This is a genomic window from Halobacteriovorax sp. YZS-3-1, assembly GCF_047084945.1.
GTDB classification, from domain to species: domain Bacteria; phylum Bdellovibrionota; class Bacteriovoracia; order Bacteriovoracales; family Bacteriovoracaceae; genus Halobacteriovorax_A; species Halobacteriovorax_A vibrionivorans.
On the sequence record NZ_JBKIYI010000002.1, the window covers coordinates 446,377 to 464,432 of the forward strand.

The following is an 18,056-nucleotide window of genomic DNA, read 5'->3' on the forward strand; positions in this document are numbered from 1 at the left end:
GACCTTTCTTATTTTAATCTTGCTAGTAATTTCTTTGCTGCAGGAACGTGGCGACTTTTAGGAAATGACTTAAGCATCTCTTGAAGAATCGCTATGGCCTGATCTTTTTGTCCTTTCTTTTCAAAAGAGCGGGCAAGGTAAACTAATCCATTAGCGTTATAAGGTGATTTTGGTTTTTTCGTATATAAAGACGAGAAGTAAGTGATGGCATCATCATATCTCTTTTGAATATAAGCAACCATTCCAAGGTTGTGGTTGATACGATCTCTACTTTTGCCTTTGATCTTTCCGGCCTTATAAAGCTCTTCTAGGATAGGGCGAGCTTGAGAATACTTACCCTTTCCATAGAGATACATGGCCTCGTTATAAGGAGAGCGCTTCTTTGCAGCTGCTTTTGCTCTTCTTTGCTTATCTTTTTTTTTTAGCAGAGCAATAACTTCTTTAATATACTTATCTTGCTCTTCAATTTTTGCAGAAAGCTTTGTTACTTCATCAGTTAGGGAAGTGTTTTGTTCTTCGAGCTTATTAATTTTATTTTGTAGCTCTTCAACCTTCTGGTCTTTACCATTGGTATACTCTTCCATTTGTCCTTGGAAGGCGGCGATAGAAGACTCTAGCTCTTGCATCTTAGAGATGGCATCTGCATTAAGTCTTTGACTCTGCTGCATTTGAACTGACATTGTATTGATTTTCTTTTCGCGCTCAATTTGTTCCTGTGTCTTACAAGAAGTCATTGATCCCATTAAAGTAATTAATGTGATAGTCGATAGTAGGGAAGTTTTCTTCATGAGAAATTCTCCAGAATATGATTAGATGCTATCGAGAGTTTTTTTACGATAGGCTTTGAATTCGGCCTTTTCAGAAAATTGTTTTGATAAAATGGCGTATTTCTTAGCTTTATTAAAAAACTTTCTCTTGTAGCTTGATTTAGCTTTTAAGTAGTAGAATTCGGCTTTTCGATAGAGGTTAGGGGCGAGTGTTTGGCCACCAGCTTCCTTTGCCGCAAGGAAAGCAACCTGTGCATAAGTCATTTCTAACTTAGGGCGTACGGTCGTTAGACCGCAACTACCCAGAGTTAGAAGTAAAAGTAAAAATGTAATTTTAGACTTTAATACTTTCATTTATTCTTCAAATTACTTAGAAACAACAACGAAGTTTCCTCTTCTGTTTTGTGACCAAGACTCTTCAGAGTGACCAAAAGCGATTGGTCTTTCTTTTCCGTAAGAAGTCGTAGAGATTCTTGAAGCATCAACACCAAGAGCTACTAGGTAGTTCTTAATTGCACGTGCACGGTTTTCACCAAGTGCCATGTTGTACTCACGTCCACCTCTTTCATCACAGTGACCTTCAACTTGTACTTCAACATCAGTGTTCTCTTTTAAAAATTCAGCGTTAGCTTCAAGAGTCGACTTAGTAGACGAGTTTAGGTTTGAAGAATTAAATGCAAAATAAACAGTTCTTAGAGCACCTGCTTTACCAGAGTCTGAATCACCGTTTAACTCAAGTGATGAGTTTGCGTACTCTACTGATTCAACAGAAGATGAATCATTTTTCTTAGCGTCTGAACCACATGAAGTCATAACTAGTGCAGAACCTAAAAGTAATAACGTAAAAAGTTTTTTCATTTGTTCCCCCTTTCCATATATAGAGATTATTCTTGTTAATGAAAAAATTAGATATACCCATAAAGTATATAATAAATTTAGGTGTTTAGATACCGGCAGAAAAGGAATTAAATCCTGATAAAAGTGCTCAGCTTCATGAAAACCTATAGTTGATATGATTATTTATCGGGATTTCACTATTTATCTAAACACGTTTTTTCGCAACTTTTTGCCAAAATTTTATGGGTTAACAGTTAAAGAAAAAGTAAAGTTTCTCAATCTCTATTTACAATGTGAAACGATCAAAATAATGTTTATTTGAGGTTATTGAAAAGTCCTTATCTTGTGTGTAAAAGCCTGGCCGCCGTCTTTTCCTGTCTCTGCTTAAGTTGCGGCCAGGCATTTTCTCTAAACTCAATTCTTAATATTCCACTAACATTGCAAATAGTTCTTCAATAATCCTTCATAGTTACAGGGCCTATTTTTAATAACTTGTAGGACCACTTTGTCCCTTCTGACACCAGAATCCATGAAGTCTTTACAAGGTTAGGTGTTATATTCTGAAACTTTCTTACATTTAAGGTATTTTCACAATGTTTTCTATGGGCCGTCTCCACAAAGGAAAATCAGGGTTATAGAACTAATTTAACGAAACATGATCTAAAGGAGAGGGATTCATGAAGAGATCGACTAAAAGTTTAGTTTTATTATCGCTATTGGCATTAAGCGCCAACGTTCACGCACAGTTACCTGATGAAATCGATTATCCGACGTACCTATCAAAGTACTCTCAAGCAAAGTCCGATTCTGATAGTGCTCGTATGAGTGCCAATCAGCTAAAGAGCATGCTTCAGCAAATCGCTGCAGACTTAGAAGCAAATGGTTCTGCAATAGCAATCTCTAAATCAGAAATTGATGAGGCCGTAGCTATCATCAGTCAATTGAGTACAGAGAATATGGATCTCGACAATACAATTGCCATGCTAACGGAAGAAAACCTTGGCCTTGGTGATGAACTACAAAGACTTGCTCGCGCTATCTCTGAATTATCAAGTGAGCAAAGAGAAATCCAAGATGATCTAGTCGGTCCTCAAAGAAATGCACATAATCTTCGTTCTGCCCTTGATTCAGTAACAAAGAATCTTCACCAAAATGGTGACCGTCTTCAAAAGGCGCAAAAGAAGTTAGATCGTAATCGTGATAAAATTAAAAATCTTGAAGGAAATATCAAAACGGCAATCGATGAGAGTGATCGCCTAAATCTTAAGCTTCCTAAGATTCAAAATAATATCAAACAAAAGAAAGAAGACCTTGATAAGGCCACATCAAAAATTTCTCAATTAGAGAATCAAGTAACTAAATTTCAGGCCGAACTTGTCAGTGCTAACCAAGAGGTTAGTGCGGCCAAGGCTAAGGTTGATCAATTAGAAAGTAAAATCTCAAAGCAAGAGGCCAAGGTAGCTCCTCTTGTTGAAAAGAAGAATAGACTAAACGCTCAGGCCATTAAGGCGCAATCAACAGTATCTTCTAAGAAGAGTGAATTAAATAAGGCAAAGAATGAGCTTTCATCAGCTAAATCAAAGCTTTCTTCTCTTAAAAGTGAAAAGCAACAACTTGCAGCTCAAAAGAATGCATTAGAAGAGAAGAAAACTAAGTTTGAAGAAAAGCTTGCCCAAGTTGAAGCAACTCTTAAAGAGCTAATGGCAAATCGTGATCGTGGAAATGCTAATAAGATTAAAAACCTTAGAGAGCAAAGAAAACTTCTAAGACAAAAAATTGCAGAAGTAACGCCACGTCTTAATAAAGTTGAAGCAGATTTAAATAAAACTTCAGCTGAACTAGCTCAAGCAAAGAAGGTTATTGCTGGTGGAGATACAAAAGTTTCTAATCTCGAGCAAGAAGTCGCAGCTGCTGAACTTCAAGTTAAGAAGCTCTTAGCTGATATCTCAGCGGTAGAAAATGAAATCGCACAGGCCGTTCCTCAACTTGCAAGACTTAAGGATCGTCTAGCGAGTGCTAAGACTGAATTAAGAAGTGCTCAAAGTGCACAAGCAAGTGCAAAGTCTAAGCTTGATCAGAAGCAGACGGCCCTTGCTCAAGTGAAAAAAGATATCAAGAGAATCGAAGGAGATATTGCTTCTCTTAAAGATCAAAAACAAAAAGCGCAAGAGAGAATCACTATCATTGCAAGTGATCTAAAGCGTATGAGACGTGAACTAAACCAAGAAAAGAATGACTTCGATGCAAATCGCCGTGTGGTTGGAACACTTCGAAATACACAAAATGCTCTTAAGTCAGAGCGCGATTCATATCAAAGAAGACTTTCAATTGTTGAAGATGAAATTCGCCACCTACGTGGAGAGCTTGATAAGGTTCAAGCGCAGCTTCTAATTCTTGAAGATGAGCACAAGCAAAGAGATCAGCAATACGTTTCAAACGTACAAACGATCCAAAGCTCACAAGATCGTATGCAGAGTAACTCTTATACAATCTCTTCTAAGCAATCTCAGATTGCACAAAATGAAAATCGCATTCAAGAGCTTGAGTCTCAAAGAAGCGCACTTTTAGAAGATCAACTTGTAAAAGAAGGTCAATTTGCACAAGCTGATGCTGTGGCAAGTGATTTAGAATCAATCACTCAAGAAACTTATGAGGAATATGAAGATCGTAAAGAATTATATGCTGATTACAAGAGTGAGGCACAACAAATGGGTGCTTCTCAAGGTCAAGCGGCCGGTGCAACTGCTGGTGAATACGCTGGATCTGCTGATGTAAAAGAAGATGCTTCTTTATACGGATCTAAGAATGGAACAACTCTTGGTGAGTTAAGAGGATATCTAGCAGGACTTGTTGACGGTAAAGAGCAAGGACTTGAGGCTGGGTATGACGAAGGTGTTAACTCTCAGGCCAGTTATGATGAAGGTTACGCAAAAGGTTATGAGCAAGGACTACAAACTGCTGTCGCTCTAGCTAAGAAAGAAAATTTCCCACAAGGGTATGCACAAGTTAAAGAAGAGAAATTTTCAACACTACCAACTAATAAAGTGGTTCTTGAAAATAGTGTAAACGGAAGCTTATTTATGGAGAAGGCATTTGCCTTTGCCTCAACAGCGGCCCAAACACTTACAGAGAGCTTTGGAATTGAGACTCCTGATTATGTTTCAACTGAGGCCTTTGCACCAGTAAGAATCAAGTCAAAGGTTGATGTTGAAATCGCTCGCGTTGAAAAAGAGATTGCTCGTCATGAAGATAATGATCAAGTTTCTAAGGCCAAGCCTCAGTATGTTTACACTGCACCAACTCGTATCGATGTTGATGAGGATTTCAAAAATTGTTTTGATGTCTACAAAGGTGTTTCTGATTTTAAAGAAGCTTGTGGTGATTCTTATGAGTCTGCTTATAAGTCTCAATTTGTTAGAGATCACAAAGACACTTTCTTTGCTGCTTATGAAGCATTATTTGAAGAAGCAAGTGATGAAGCTGCAAGCGGTGACTTCTCAGGTGAGACAAGAAAAGCTTTTGATAAAGCATATAAGACGGCCTTTGCTGAAGCTCGCTTAGAAGGTGAGGGAGTTGCTTACCAAAATGGTGCAACTGATGGTGAAGAAGCTGGTTTTGATGAGAATATTGCAGCTAAGCGTTCTGAGCAACTTGCCAAAGGTAAGAGTGAAGCAGCTAACTTATTTGCAAGTAGCGGTGTTGTTCGCCTTAATAAATACGCACAAACAAGTGTAAAAACTGAAGATCCAAAAGGTCTTACTCAGGATGGAAAATTCTCAGTAGGTCTTGGACTAGTAAACTTTGGTAAGCTTGCAACAAACCGAGGAGCAGTGTCGGCAAAGGTTATCGCAGCATCATCAAATGTTTCGGTATCAAATACTCGTGCTAACTTAAGAGTTCTACCGGCATCATCTCAAATTGACTTAAGTGATGTTATCCAAGCGAAAGTTACAAATAACGCTCGCCCAGGATCTGAAGTTAAGATGCAAATTGAGCTGACTTACCCAGGTGACGCTTTACGTGGAAGCTATACTGAAGTTGCAACATTTGTTTCAAATGTTATGGTAAATCCAGAGATCCAAGTAGGTCTAGACTTCGATGGAAAAGTTAAAGATCGTAAGTGTTTCCTTGGATTATTTAACTGTAAGTTTAGAAGCCACGATGTAAAAGTTAAGCTAACAGGTCTACGTGACTTTGTTCCTGGAAGCTACGATGTGGCAATAAGCGTTCTTGAAGGTGGAAAGTTCATCGATCTTAAGAAAGCACAAACTCAAGTTGCTGCTCCAGGTAAAGGGGTTGTGGCCACAGGAGCTCTAACTTATAAGTTTAAGAAGAAGACAAAAGACGATAAACTCAAGTTTAAAGTCGATGTTTCTTACAAAGGCGAGTTACTTCAGTCCAAAGTAATCGATGTAAGAGCAAAATAGAAAAAAAGCCTCCGCAAGGGGGCTTTTTTTTTGCTAGTATGCCACTATGAAAAATCTATTATTAGGGACACTTACATTATTGAGCCTTGCGGCAAATGCTAACCAATGTGCAAATCTTGAAGAGATTGCCAACACTTTCAAAAAAGATCTCAAAAAAGAACTTTCAAATACGATCTATCCTGAAGATAAGGTCGGCCAAGAAGAGTTTCGCGCAAAAGTTGGAGCAAAACTCAACTATCTTAAAGGCTTAAAACACTCAATTGAAATTTGCTATGAAGACTATGGCAAGCCAACGCTTTATAGCTGTCAGATGGGATCAGACCTCTTAAAAGGTGAGCACCATGGTAATTTGAGAACAACTTATACATCTTCGATTTCAGTTGATTATGAATGCAAGGCGGAACTCTTTCTAGGTCATACAATCACAAGAAATATGGAAACAGGTAAGACAATCTATATGGAGTCAGGGGGAATGCATATTCTCAATACTCTCTATAAGTGTTCTGGAAGTTATACAAATGAAGAATACTCTTTTAGAAAGGTTCTCTTATCTGAAGACAATGTCTTCTTCATGGATCAGTATTTAATTTATCGCACTGATGTGAAGGTCATTGCAAAGAAGTATAAGGCAGAAAATAATTTAAGAGTTGAATATACAGATTCTGAAGTGATCTTTCACTATGGGGATGCTTTTGTTGCTATCTCAAAAGAAAATGGTGAGGCCACGCGTTCTAACTTCATCTCAATGGATGAATTGACGGAAGGCACTTGTCAGACTCGCTTTGATGCTGAAAAGAATATTATCTATCCGCGCACAAATATCGATGAGAAGCGTTGGGGCTTCAAATTAGAATACGTGTCTCGTTAGTATGAGGACTAAGAAAGTTTTAATCACAGGCTTTGAACCATTTGATGGAGGGGAGATAAACCCCTCTGAAATTCTCGTTGAAAAATTCGATAGTGAAATTCCAGGACTTGAGATCCACAAGCTTATCCTGCCTGTGGTTTTTAAGAAGTCTCTTGCAATCCTAAAGAAGGAGGCCTTCTTTTTAAATCCAGACTTTATCATTTGCTTGGGATTAAATGCGAAGGTGAGTGAGATTAATTTGGAGGCGATCGCTCATAATCTTGATGATGCTCGCACTGATGATAATGAGGGCAATTGCCCACAAGAAGAAGTCATCTTTGAAGATGGCCCTGAGACTTTAGATTCCACGCTACCTCTTAGGGAGATGGAAGATGCCATCCTAGCAGCGCAGATTCCTGTTGCCATCTCTCGCGACTGTAGCCGCTTTGTTTGCAATCACGTCTTCTACGGAATTCGCCGTATCATTGATATGAAGAAGATGCGGGCCAAGGCCGGCTTTGTGCACCTTCCGCCATTTGAAAAGCTGAACGTCGCCCAGCAGAGCAGGGCGCTTGAAGTGATGCTTTCTGCGCTAAAATAGAAGGGCGCAACTTTCGCTGCGCCCCCGAAATCACAACTTCCGTAAGATCAAAATAATTTGAACTACATAGATCATGATTTCTAAAAATGACCAGAAGTCTTCCATGACTTTCTCCTTAGCTCCCATCATTGGGAGGAGAAAGTGGAAACTAGGTCAGATTTATGTTATATTTTCTTTATTAGTGCCCCCGAAGGGACTTCTAAAAATGACCAGAAACTTAACCTCGTTTTTACGGGGTTTTGTTATTTTGGGCCATGCCATCTCATTGAATTCACACAAATTTTTCATCTAAAGAAATATCCATTCCAGATAGGGAATATTTCGTTTTTGGAATGGGATTGAAGTAGTTTTCGTTAACTTCAAAATTAACGAGGGATGTTCCAGAAGATAAGCCAAAAAGTCCAAAGGTGGATAATGAACCTCGAAGAGGAGATAGTGATAAGCCAAAGAAAGATGAAGGTAAACCAAAAAAAGGAGAGGATAAACCAAAAAAACATGAGGTGGAACCAAAGGAAGGTCAAAGGAAACCGAAGAAAGTTAAGAAGCCTAAGAATAAAAATGACGACTGCGAAGCTTCAACAAAATGTAAGCTTGATAACTCTAATGGTTTAATTAATCGCACTAAAAGCGATGATCAAATTTTCGATGGAAATATGATAAACTTTAACCCCAATCGGAAGTTAGATATTTATGAACTTCAAATTAATTTTGGAAGACCACAATTTGGTTTATAGGAAATAAGTATGAATACACCAAAGAAAATGAATAGAATGATGAACTTCGTAGTTACAGTATCGATTGTTGTAGCCTCGATCGAATCTTATGATAATGGCCTTAATATTCAAGCTTTTAAAATGATAAGCTTATATGTTTTACTCTCTTTATTTTTTGTTACATGTGCAGTCGGAGTTTTTATTAAATGTGCTGTAATTTTAAATAAGGATATGGTCATAAAAGTGAAGCGTGTACAAGATATTCGATCGCTTTATGATTTTGCCGAGTTTTCATATAAAGAAGCACATTACTATATAGTCCTTCCAATATTTACTGGTTCAATGTATTGGTTTTTAACGTTGGAAGGAGACTTTTATTTACTGTTAATCAAAGCTTGCATCTACGGATTGTTCTTTACTTCAGTCGTCTTATTTCTTGTTGAGGCTATTCACCATAGTGCTAGACTTATTGCAAGGTCTAACGATAAGTGTAAATAATAAAAAGGGCGCAACTTTCGCTGCGCCCTCCTCATTGAGGAAGAATGAAGAATAGAGAAAATTGGCGAAGTGTGTTATATTTCTATTAATAGTTTTGTGCCCTTCGAAATCACAATTCTATGATTTGCCAAAGAAGCACCCCGTTTTATACGGGGTCTTTTTATATGGAGCCATGTCATCTCATTAATTCATTCAAATTTATCATTTTAAGAAATATCTATTCCAGATAGGGAATATTTCGTTTTTGGAATGGGATTGAAGTAGTTTTCGTTAACTTCAAATAAAGTTTGGAAGACCACTGTTCGGTCTATGGGGATAGATATGGATTCTAGTAAGAAAACATTTATTCGAAACTATATAATTATCATGATTTACCTTTCAGGGCTTGCTCTTGGAGCTATTTTTTTCTTCGAGAGATTTGGACAAAATATTGTGGATCTCTTTGATATTTTAATGCTTAGTCTTTATGTCTTATCAGGTTTATCTTTTGCACATTTTTTTCTTGTTGCATTCTTTGGTGCTTTTGCAAATTTTCAAAAGCTTGAACAGGCCAAAGAAATTGACGCAAGTATTAAATTAATCAAGGTTAGATCTCCTTATGATTTCATATCGCTATTTTTTAAGAATGCTAATTCTTATGGAGCATCTATTCTTCAAGGAGGTGCTATTTTTTACTTTTTCCCAAGTGATGAGTATTCGACCTTATTTGTAGTTAAAGTTGTGGCCGTTCAGATGTTATTGATGCTACCAGTCTATGCTATTTATGAAGGTTTCTACGATATTGCTCGCGGAAGAAGTAGGGAATAGTCGGGGAAGTGTGATGAAGGCAACGAAAAGCATAACTTTCCACTTTTGAAATGCTGTGCTATACTGCCGCTTACGAATATTTGTTCCAATATCCGTGTCAAAATCTAATGGGGGTGCCCTGGTTTCGACGGGATGGCTGACAGGTATCCGGGCGTGTCCAGGCTGGTGTCCATGGTCCTGGTAAAAAGGAGACCGACGTTTAATTGCAGACGATTATGCAATGCCAATGGCTGCCTAATTATTTTTAGGATCTAGTCTTGTGAGGCGCTACTGCCAAGAAACAGAATGTAGCGACCCAGTTGAATCTGCTGGCTAACTAGGTTCCGAGGCTGCCGGGGCATCTCGTTAATCTGTCACCGGGGTTCGCCGAGGTCACCTATCTCGGACAGTCTTGTCTTCTGACGATAAATGAAGACTACGCACGTAGGCCGCTATCAAGACGTCATTTCGGACGTGGGTTCGATTCCCACCACCTCCACCAGAACCTAGTAACTCATTGAAATTAAAGACTTTTTTCTGGTGGTTTTGCCCGATTGTGGCAAAATTGTGGCAGAGTTAATTAATTTGTTTCTTCTCGAAAGATAACTTAAGCTCAACAGATTTTTCAATTTTAAGATCTTTTGCGATGCGTATGAAATGTCTTCTAAACATTTCTGCTAGGGCTTTATCTGTTGTACCTGTCGATTTAGTATCACCATCAATACAGTATATAGTTCTATTATCTTTATCTTTGGAGCAGTCTACATTTGACTTGAATGTGAAGTTTCTTTCAATTGCAAATAGATTCATTTTAATTTCAAGCCAGTCTATTTTGGTTACATTAAAGCTATCAGTTGGGCTTGAGGCAAAAGTGAAACTCACCAGAATTAGAAAAAATGTCAATATTAACTTCATCTCATCTCCTTATATAATATCTATTCACATATAGAGTATTTATTTTTAATTGCTTCGCTGAACTCTTGTTTTTTGATGACATCAAGTGACTCTTTGTAATACTCGAAATCATAGGGGCTAGGGGTAAGAATATCATGTGTTTGCGCTGCTTGAGCTCCATGTCCTTGAAATATAGAAAGTGAGTTTTTGTTACCGTAGAAGTAATGTGTTAGTTCTAGCGTATTTTCTTCTTTATCATTATTTTCAAAAATACTTAAGCCCGCTTGATCACTAATTTTACAGTACTCTCTATACATATCGTAAACTTGATCTTTCTTTAAGAATAGGTAGCATTTCTCTCTTTTGTACTCACAAGGTGAAAGTAGCCATAAATTATCTTTAATATGCAAGCAAAAGGTAGATTGATATATATCGTTTTTATGCTCAAAGGAGCATCCGTTAATATATTTATTATTTGCAAGGATTGTTATACTTACTAAACTCGTAAGAATAAGAAAAAAGCTTTTTGTCACCTTCATATTCGATTACCCTTCCTTTATTTTTACAGCTTGTTACAAATGACTTATTCTCGTGTCTCCAAATTAGTATTTGTTCGACCTTTTTCTTTTCTACGAAGTTTACAACTTTTGGAAATGTTGTAAATTTATAATCATGTAAGCCTATTAGATAGATTGTGATGATTAATGAAATAATTGAGGTTACTGAGTCAAGAGAGAACCTTTTATTTTCTACGTGACATATATAGAGTCTAAAAATTAAATAAATTAGGATAAAAGTAATTAATCCATTGTAATTTTCTAAAAATATACTCAAGCCTATTAAGAATAAAAAAATACTCATGTTTACTTTATTATAATCTCTTAGCTTTTTTACTTGATCAATTCTTAACTGGTTAAGTTGGAAAAGCAAAGGAATGAAGCTTAAAAAGAAGAACACTTTTTTCTTCATTGTAAAAACAATGGCCGTATTAAAATCGTATCTTGGAGTAAATGAAAATTCAGACGTGTAACCATTAATATATATAAATGAGATAATAGTTATCACTGTTGTTACAAATGCAATTAGTGCTAATGCTCTATTGAGTTCTTTTTCCATGTTTTTAGTTTAGTCAAATAGATAAAAAAAGAAAGAGGCAAAAGCCTCTCTCTATATATATTAAAATGAAATAAACTCACACGCTCGTTGCATGAACTTTTTGTCCAAGTGAGCGTAGATCATTGTTGTCTGAATTTCGTTGTGACCTAAGAGCTGTTGTAGCACGTAGATGTTACCGCCATTCATGACAAAATGACTTGCAAAAGTATGTCGTAAATCGTGGAATCGAATGATCTTAGATACGCCTGAATTGATTTGTGAGGGCTTGAAGTTCCTCTGAGTGATATGGTCGTAGCGAACTGGAGTTCCATCTTCTTTTGAGAAAATAAATGGACCTCTCATTTGCGTTTTAAGGCGATTTTTTAAGATGGCCCTTACCTTATCATTCATTGGAATGTAACGAGTTTTACCACTCTTTGTATTTTCAATTAATCCTTCACGCTTCATTGAACGAGAGATCACTAATTGATTACCTTCAAAATCAACTTTATCCCAACAAAGCCCAACAACTTCACCAAGCCTAAGGCCTGTATTAAGTGTTAGCTCATATAGGTCATGTAATTCATCATGATCTCTTGTGTAGTCTAAGAATTGTTTTACTTCTTCTTTTGACCAGTAGGAGAGGTCACGGGATTTTTGTTTTAACTCTTTATATCCTCGAATTTTATTTTTAAAGATATAACCCATCTTTTCAGCGTCATTCATGATGGTCTTAAAGTTCATCATGTTCTTGTTAACTGTACGATTGGTTTTACCTGATCGAAGAATAAAGTTTTCAACTTTTCTTGCGTGATTGTACTCGATGAATTTCAATTTAATATTACCTAGTGTTGGTATTAGATATTGATTGATAGTGGAGTGGTAGCCCTTAATTGTTTTAGGGGATTTTCGTCCATGTGCAACTTCATCAAACCAAAGCTCACAAAACTCTTTAACGGTAACGTCTTTTTGTATGACTTGACCTGTTGTCTCATACATTTCATTTTCGACTTTTAACTTTGCCTTAAGTTGTTCAGCATCGTATTTTCGTCGAAACGATTTTGTTACACGTCGGCCGTCTAGCATTCGTACATCAACACGAAATACTCGTTTAGACTTCTTTTGCGTTTTCTTTTTAGTAGTTTTTTTAGGCTTTGATAATCCCGTGTCTAAGTAAAGCACGTTGTTATCAGCCTTTTTAGCATTCTTCATGCAAATCTCCATGTTAAGAGACTTGCTATCTATTGTCGGTCCTATTATTCGATTGTTAAAGAGCGTGTTGAATGTAGCTAAGTGATGATTGTTTGTCATGGCCTCGTGTTATTTCCTGTTATTTTTTACATTTTCAATGACATTCTCATAAGTTACTGGCTTGTCTGATGTGAATGCTCCTGTCTCGTCGTTGAGATATGTGTACTCAAGTTCAAACCATTTATTGTTCGCACGAGAGTAGTGCCTAGATTTATCGATCAAAATGTATGTCTTTTTTGGAAATAAATTGTGACAAGCATTTAATGTGTAGATATTTTCGGGAATGGTACTCATGCACCTATTTCCGCTAATATGATCTTTTTTGAGCAATAATTCGCTAAAAAGCGCTCCTTTTTTTGGGTGCGAAATTATAAAAACAGGAATATTGAAATCAATTGCGATCTTTTTGAACTCTTTTAATACATTTGCTTGTAATGCGAACTCTTCTGAAAACAAACCTGTACTAATATTGTCATAAAAGAGACTTTTTATATTATAAGATTGAATAAAGTGGCGAATCTGTGCGAAATAGTGCGAAAAGTTCCGAATTGGATCAAATTCGTTATCTAATTCCGATAAAACTTTTATTTTTTGGAGCGATTCGGACGCTTTTTTCGTAAAAACGTCACTTTTTGCAAACTCATTCATTTGATATTTAAAGGTATCGCTATCTTCTTCGCTTAAAAGAACCAAAATGTTAGAAAAACGTGCCGAATCGAGCATAATACTTCTTAAAAGTGTCGATTTACCTTTTCCCGATTCTCCTACTAAAACGTGAATTTGTGATTTTCTCAATCCATAGTGTGCATTTAGAAAATAGTAACGAGACAAGTAATCTTGCGTTTTCAGTTTCTCTCTAATGCTGTCTTGTTCTTCAGATGACATAAGAGAAGTTTCATTAAGTCCAAAGTAGATATAGCGAGCAACAGATTTCAAAAAACCTTTTGGATAATTCATCGCTTGAATTTCATTTTCACTAACCGCCGAAATTAGGGCCTTATCGTATGGAACTTTATTTTCGTGTAAGTTCTTAATGTACTTATAGGCTACAGATGTTTTAATTCTATTAGAAGAAATCATAAATCTCCCTCCAGTAGTGAATTATTTAACTTCATTCTTTCCTCTAATTCTTGGTCGAGAGAAGTATTAGTATTACTAGTATTTATAGAGTCCAGTTTTTGGACCGTTGGTAGTCCATTTTCTGGACCATGAACGGTACTCTTTTTGGACCAATGGACTTTGTATCGATTCGATTTATTCTGATGGCCTTGAACGTAGTCAATCCAACCTTCATTTTTCAAAACATCAATCAACTTCTTCATTGTTGTTTTCCCTCCTATATTAAGAACCTCCATGATTGCCTTGTAAGACATATAACAACGCTTCCTAGAGGCCAAGACCATATAAAGGGCCTTGGCATTAGGTGGAACGCTAGAATCGTTAATTAGAGCGTTAGGAATCTGTGTGAAGTTCTTCTTTTTCATCAGTTTGATTCCTAGTAAAAGAAATCCCTCTTAGATTCTTCTTTCTTTTCTTCGATCCACTTGATTAGGTCGCTTTGATCAAAACGTACTAATCTTCCAACTTTTAGGTAGGGGATTTCGTCTTTAAATACGGCAGAGCGTAACCATGAGACTTTCAGGTTTAAGAATTCTGATGCTTCTTCGATTGATAGTAGTTTTGTTTGGGTATTCATTATATCCTCCTGTTGTTTTTTAGAAGGATAGAGTGAGTTACTTTAATACATAAGTGAGGTATAAAAATATTTATTTGCTCTTTGCCTCACTCCATTATTAAAGTCTTAAAATAAGTTAAAATCTTCATTGCGTATATGGTATTTCTCGAATTTTATTAGTCTTTGCCTGATTTTCTCTTTGAGACTCATGTCTAAGACTTCTTCATCTATCAAGTTTGGAAAATGCTTAGGGAAGCTGTTTCTTACTACAGTTAAAACACGGAAAAACATGTTCCAAACATCATTACTCTTATCCGATATTGCATTTCTTATTTCAACTTGAATCAAGTTAGAGTAATGTTCGTTAATACTTTTTACCGGTTCGTTCTGTTGCTTTATCAATATTGGTATCATCTTGTAGAGATTGATTTTGTTCTCAATGTTTTCTTTTGGGTACTTCGATATATCATACAATTGTATGTCTTTTGTAATCCCAAGGTCTAAGTCAGGATACTTTTCAAGAAATTTGTCAATTTTATTTTGAAGCTGTTTAAGAAGCTTTGGAATTTCGTCTACGCCTTTATGGTTATCAATATTGATGCGATTACGAAAGTTTACGTATTCCTCTTTATTATAAATAACCATTAATAAAGATGTCATTATTGAAAATGTGATGTCATCTGATTCTGTGATGTCCAATACTTTGTAATAGAGTTTCTCTAAAGCTTCGATTGTATAATCAGTAGATACTTTAGGTAGTTTTGAGAAAGGAATTATTAAGTCGAGTAGCTCATCCTCTGTTTTCTTTTTATCAATAAGGGATTTGAGTAATTCACTATCTTTAAAGTCATTGAAATCTGCAAAGTCCGAAAAGTCATTTATGTCCTTAATGATTTTTATATCTCTCTCCTTATTATTTTTTTGAAATCTATATCTGATATTTCTCTATCGGTTGTCCGAGGTTTTATTAAGAAAGTGTTAGCTATGATTGTTTATTTCAGATTTGAAGAGTTATATCTTTCATTTGGGCTCGTGTTAAAGTCGGTGACGCCATTTTCCAATTTTAATGATTTTATTAAAATTCTGCATTAAAAACTTAGCTACTGTTTCCATAATAACTCCTACTTTAAACGAGTCTAGTAACGACTCCGGATTGTTTGACCCTAGCAGAACGAACATGAGAACTTTCACTATTAGCATGAGGATTCGAACCCCATTGACGCCACCGAAGATGGAATTAAATAATTTATCGGTATATCTTTAAATAAATTAAGATTATTTTAGTTATCTTCTGCATATACCGAAGTAGTAATTATCAACATATTATTTAAAAAGGAAAACGAGTGACTAAAGTAATTCTTAAAGATGATTGGGATAAGTCTATCTCAAACCCTTGTGATGAAGAGTCAGGTATCTTTATTGGCCGTGAAGTAGAGGTTAAAAGTCTAAAAAATTATTTTAAGAGAAGAGACAGCTCTTCTGTCCTAATATCTGGTCATCGAGGTTCGGGAAAGAGTAGTTTTATCAAAAAAGTTATCCATGAACTTAAAAAAAGTATAAATGATGAACAGACAATAAAATGCGTATATCTAAATGCTCCATTAGCTTTCAGGAAAAATGGTGTTGAAGAAAAGTCATTTGATAGGAGACACTTTTATAGAACTCTAGTCTCTAGGCTTTATCATGAAATGATGGAAGAGGGTTCTAATGATTCGGAAATTGGGAAAGGTATTCGAGATTTATATCATAAAACAATTGCACAAAAGTACTATAAAGAAAATGAATCTAATATAGGTGAGCAGAGTAAGGCACATACTGAAATCCTAAATAGTTATTCACTAGACGTTGTCAAAATTATACAACTAATGATGGTGATATTGCTGTCATTTGTTGCCTATAATATCGTTGATGCAATACATATTATACCTGAAGAATTTAGGCGTATTGTCGCAAGTATGAGTGCTTTTGGTACTTTGTTTACACATAAGTTTATTGTGAACAAAAAGAAAGTAGAGAGTAATATAAGTGAAAAGAATGAAAAACAGTACTATCTTTACGATAATGATATTTCAACGATTGAATATGAATTAGAAATTATTCATCGTAAGATGAAAATAGAAAATATAAAACTTTTATATATTTTTGATGAATTAGACAAGGTCGATAGTACGGCATTTTCATTAACATTAAATGAAATGAAAAACTTTATTTCATCGGGCTACACGCATTTTGTATTCTTGACAGATGAAAAGTCGAGTGAAAAATTCAATCAAGATAACTCTCTCGAAAGAGGTGAATCTTATACTTATTTTACTAATAAAGTTTATATATCAAGACCAAGTATTAGTGATTTAAAAAAGTATTTAGGATCAATTGTTTGTGAGTCTAGCGAAGGAGAAATATATCATTTATTGGTTGATGCGTTGATTTTTCGATCTAAAGCAGATTATTTTGATCTGATTCAGGAGATTCTAGGGCATGTAAATTCATATGAAAATGGCCCAACTATCAATATATTTGCGGACTATGAAGAAAAGGTTAGATATATGTCGAATATCTCTAACTGTGTTTTCCTGATTTTTGAAAAGAAATATAAAAGTCTTAATCAAAAACATTGGAAAAGGAATGAGGAAGTTTTAAAAAACTTGTTTGATTTTGCACATAAGATTTTCTTTTGTCGTTCAAGTATTCCCATTAAAGATTATGTAGATGGTGAAAGTGAAATGAGCTATCTTGCAAAAAAAGACGTTGCAGAGCAATTGGTACGTTTAGGTTGTATTAAAAAGAAAGCAGATGTACCTATTTCGAATGTCGAATTTACTAGTCAATATACATCTTATATATCCTTAGGTGACTTTAATTTTACACCACCAAGCGAACTTGGATTCTTAAGTAGTTTTGAATCTAGTTTTGTAGAAGATGTTAAAAACTTTATCGTTAAACTTAATTACTTCTCTAGTATCCTTAACTGTTTCATTACAGAAAATCATTACTCATATTTAGATATAGAAAATATGAATAATATTGTAGACAGTTATTCAAAAATAGCTGATAGGTTCAGGGTAGACTTTGCTTGGAGTATAAAAAATTGCGAAAATTCATTTAATATTTTTCAGGATTTTCATAAAGAGCCTCCTGCTGTAACTGATATAGATACTCTTGAATCAAATAATTCAATAATAGATGCCGAGACTGCAAGCATAGAAAATCGAATAGTTTCCAGTGTATGTAAAATATGGTGCAAAAGCTTAAATTCTAGAATGCACCACGATATTACCTTGGAGTCCTATAGTAGAACTCAGTTTCATATGTATGATTATTTAAAAGATTTTGATACAGAGTTAGCTAGTAGAATCTCAAATAAGAAGAACCATGTAATATGGAAAAAATCATCTAGAAAGGCTATATTTGTAGTACATTCTAATGATGACATCACTAAGGGAGTTTCAAGTCTTCTCAATAAAGATCGATCTGATGCAACTACGAAGTATTCCGTTTTGTATTTATCAAATATGGCTAAAAAACCATCTTTAGAAGATGGAGTGTATTATGTAAATTTGAATAAATCCAGTTTTGAAAAGGATTTGAAAACACAAATTGGACTCTTAGAAGATTGGCTTGCTGTAAAATAGCAAACTAAATATAGATCGTACTCATATTGATAA

Annotated in this window: 18 protein-coding genes and 1 other RNA gene; 8 read left to right on the forward strand and 11 right to left on the reverse strand. The window is 35.4% G+C overall.

Going from position 1 to position 18,056, the window contains the following annotated elements:
- Positions 1–8: 8 nt before the first annotated feature.
- From ACMAZI_RS12130 to pal, 3 genes are read right to left on the reverse strand one after another with little or no spacing between them, the layout of a single operon-like run.
- Positions 9–788 (reverse strand): tetratricopeptide repeat protein, encoded by a 780-nt coding sequence (locus ACMAZI_RS12130; RefSeq protein ID WP_115361438.1) that lies wholly within the window; start codon positions 786–788, stop codon positions 9–11.
- A 21-nt stretch (positions 789–809) separates the two neighbouring features.
- On the reverse strand, positions 810–1,121 hold the full coding sequence (locus ACMAZI_RS12135; RefSeq protein WP_115361435.1) for a DUF4398 domain-containing protein: 312 nt from the start codon (positions 1,119–1,121) through the stop codon (positions 810–812).
- Between the two features lie 12 nt (positions 1,122–1,133).
- Positions 1,134–1,625 carry a peptidoglycan-associated lipoprotein Pal gene (gene pal, locus ACMAZI_RS12140; protein WP_115361433.1) on the reverse strand — a complete coding sequence of 164 codons (492 nt, stop codon included), beginning with the start codon at positions 1,623–1,625 and terminating at the stop codon, positions 1,134–1,136.
- A gap of 656 nt (positions 1,626–2,281) precedes the next feature.
- Between pal and ACMAZI_RS12145 the strand changes: the two genes are divergently transcribed.
- From ACMAZI_RS12145 to ssrA, 7 genes are all read left to right on the forward strand, one after another.
- On the forward strand, positions 2,282–6,031 hold the full coding sequence (locus tag ACMAZI_RS12145) for a hypothetical protein (protein WP_412474149.1): 3,750 nt from the start codon (positions 2,282–2,284) through the stop codon (positions 6,029–6,031).
- A 46-nt stretch (positions 6,032–6,077) separates the two neighbouring features.
- Positions 6,078–6,899 carry a hypothetical protein gene (locus tag ACMAZI_RS12150; RefSeq protein WP_412474150.1) on the forward strand — a complete coding sequence of 274 codons (822 nt, stop codon included), beginning with the start codon at positions 6,078–6,080 and terminating at the stop codon, positions 6,897–6,899.
- 1 nt (position 6,900) lies between these two features.
- Positions 6,901–7,479, forward strand: coding sequence for a pyroglutamyl-peptidase I (locus tag ACMAZI_RS12155; protein ID WP_412474151.1), 579 nt, complete (start codon positions 6,901–6,903; stop codon positions 7,477–7,479).
- Between the two features lie 407 nt (positions 7,480–7,886).
- Positions 7,887–8,213, forward strand: a complete 327-nt coding sequence (locus ACMAZI_RS12160) for a hypothetical protein (protein WP_412474152.1) — start codon at positions 7,887–7,889, stop codon at positions 8,211–8,213.
- Between the two features lie 9 nt (positions 8,214–8,222).
- Complete coding sequence (locus tag ACMAZI_RS12165) at positions 8,223–8,690, forward strand: hypothetical protein (RefSeq protein WP_120404260.1); 468 nt, start codon at positions 8,223–8,225, stop codon at positions 8,688–8,690.
- Between the two features lie 321 nt (positions 8,691–9,011).
- Positions 9,012–9,497, forward strand: coding sequence for a hypothetical protein (locus tag ACMAZI_RS12170; RefSeq protein ID WP_412474153.1), 486 nt, complete (start codon positions 9,012–9,014; stop codon positions 9,495–9,497).
- A 109-nt stretch (positions 9,498–9,606) separates the two neighbouring features.
- Positions 9,607–9,978, forward strand: a transfer-messenger RNA (tmRNA) gene (gene ssrA, locus ACMAZI_RS12175).
- A gap of 74 nt (positions 9,979–10,052) precedes the next feature.
- Here ssrA and ACMAZI_RS12180 read toward each other — a convergent pair.
- The 8 genes from ACMAZI_RS12180 to ACMAZI_RS12215 form a co-directional block, all read right to left on the reverse strand.
- Positions 10,053–10,391: a hypothetical protein gene (locus tag ACMAZI_RS12180; RefSeq protein ID WP_412474154.1), complete on the reverse strand. Its 339-nt coding sequence runs from the start codon at positions 10,389–10,391 to the stop codon at positions 10,053–10,055.
- A gap of 20 nt (positions 10,392–10,411) precedes the next feature.
- Complete coding sequence (locus tag ACMAZI_RS12185) at positions 10,412–10,780, reverse strand: hypothetical protein (protein ID WP_412474155.1); 369 nt, start codon at positions 10,778–10,780, stop codon at positions 10,412–10,414.
- Positions 10,781–10,841: 61 nt separating this feature from the next.
- On the reverse strand, positions 10,842–11,486 hold the full coding sequence (locus tag ACMAZI_RS12190; RefSeq protein WP_412474156.1) for a hypothetical protein: 645 nt from the start codon (positions 11,484–11,486) through the stop codon (positions 10,842–10,844).
- A 60-nt stretch (positions 11,487–11,546) separates the two neighbouring features.
- Positions 11,547–12,677: a tyrosine-type recombinase/integrase gene (locus ACMAZI_RS12195; RefSeq protein ID WP_412474157.1), complete on the reverse strand. Its 1,131-nt coding sequence runs from the start codon at positions 12,675–12,677 to the stop codon at positions 11,547–11,549.
- A gap of 108 nt (positions 12,678–12,785) precedes the next feature.
- Entirely contained in the window at positions 12,786–13,796 is a 1,011-nt protein-coding gene (locus ACMAZI_RS12200; protein ID WP_412474158.1) for an ATP-binding cassette domain-containing protein, read from the reverse strand.
- Positions 13,793–14,200, reverse strand: coding sequence for a helix-turn-helix domain-containing protein (locus ACMAZI_RS12205; RefSeq protein WP_412474159.1), 408 nt, complete (start codon positions 14,198–14,200; stop codon positions 13,793–13,795). Before ACMAZI_RS12205 ends, ACMAZI_RS12200 begins: the two co-directional genes overlap by 4 nt.
- 11 nt (positions 14,201–14,211) lie before the next feature.
- The gene (locus tag ACMAZI_RS12210; protein ID WP_393060811.1) at positions 14,212–14,412 is read right to left on the reverse strand and encodes a helix-turn-helix domain-containing protein; all 201 of its coding nucleotides are present in this window, start codon (positions 14,410–14,412) and stop codon (positions 14,212–14,214) included.
- Between the two features lie 105 nt (positions 14,413–14,517).
- Positions 14,518–15,090 (reverse strand): hypothetical protein, encoded by a 573-nt coding sequence (locus ACMAZI_RS12215; RefSeq protein ID WP_412474160.1) that lies wholly within the window; start codon positions 15,088–15,090, stop codon positions 14,518–14,520.
- Between the two features lie 644 nt (positions 15,091–15,734).
- Between ACMAZI_RS12215 and ACMAZI_RS12220 the strand changes: the two genes are divergently transcribed.
- Positions 15,735–18,023: an ATP-binding protein gene (locus tag ACMAZI_RS12220; protein WP_412474161.1), complete on the forward strand. Its 2,289-nt coding sequence runs from the start codon at positions 15,735–15,737 to the stop codon at positions 18,021–18,023.
- Positions 18,024–18,056 lie beyond the last annotated feature (33 nt).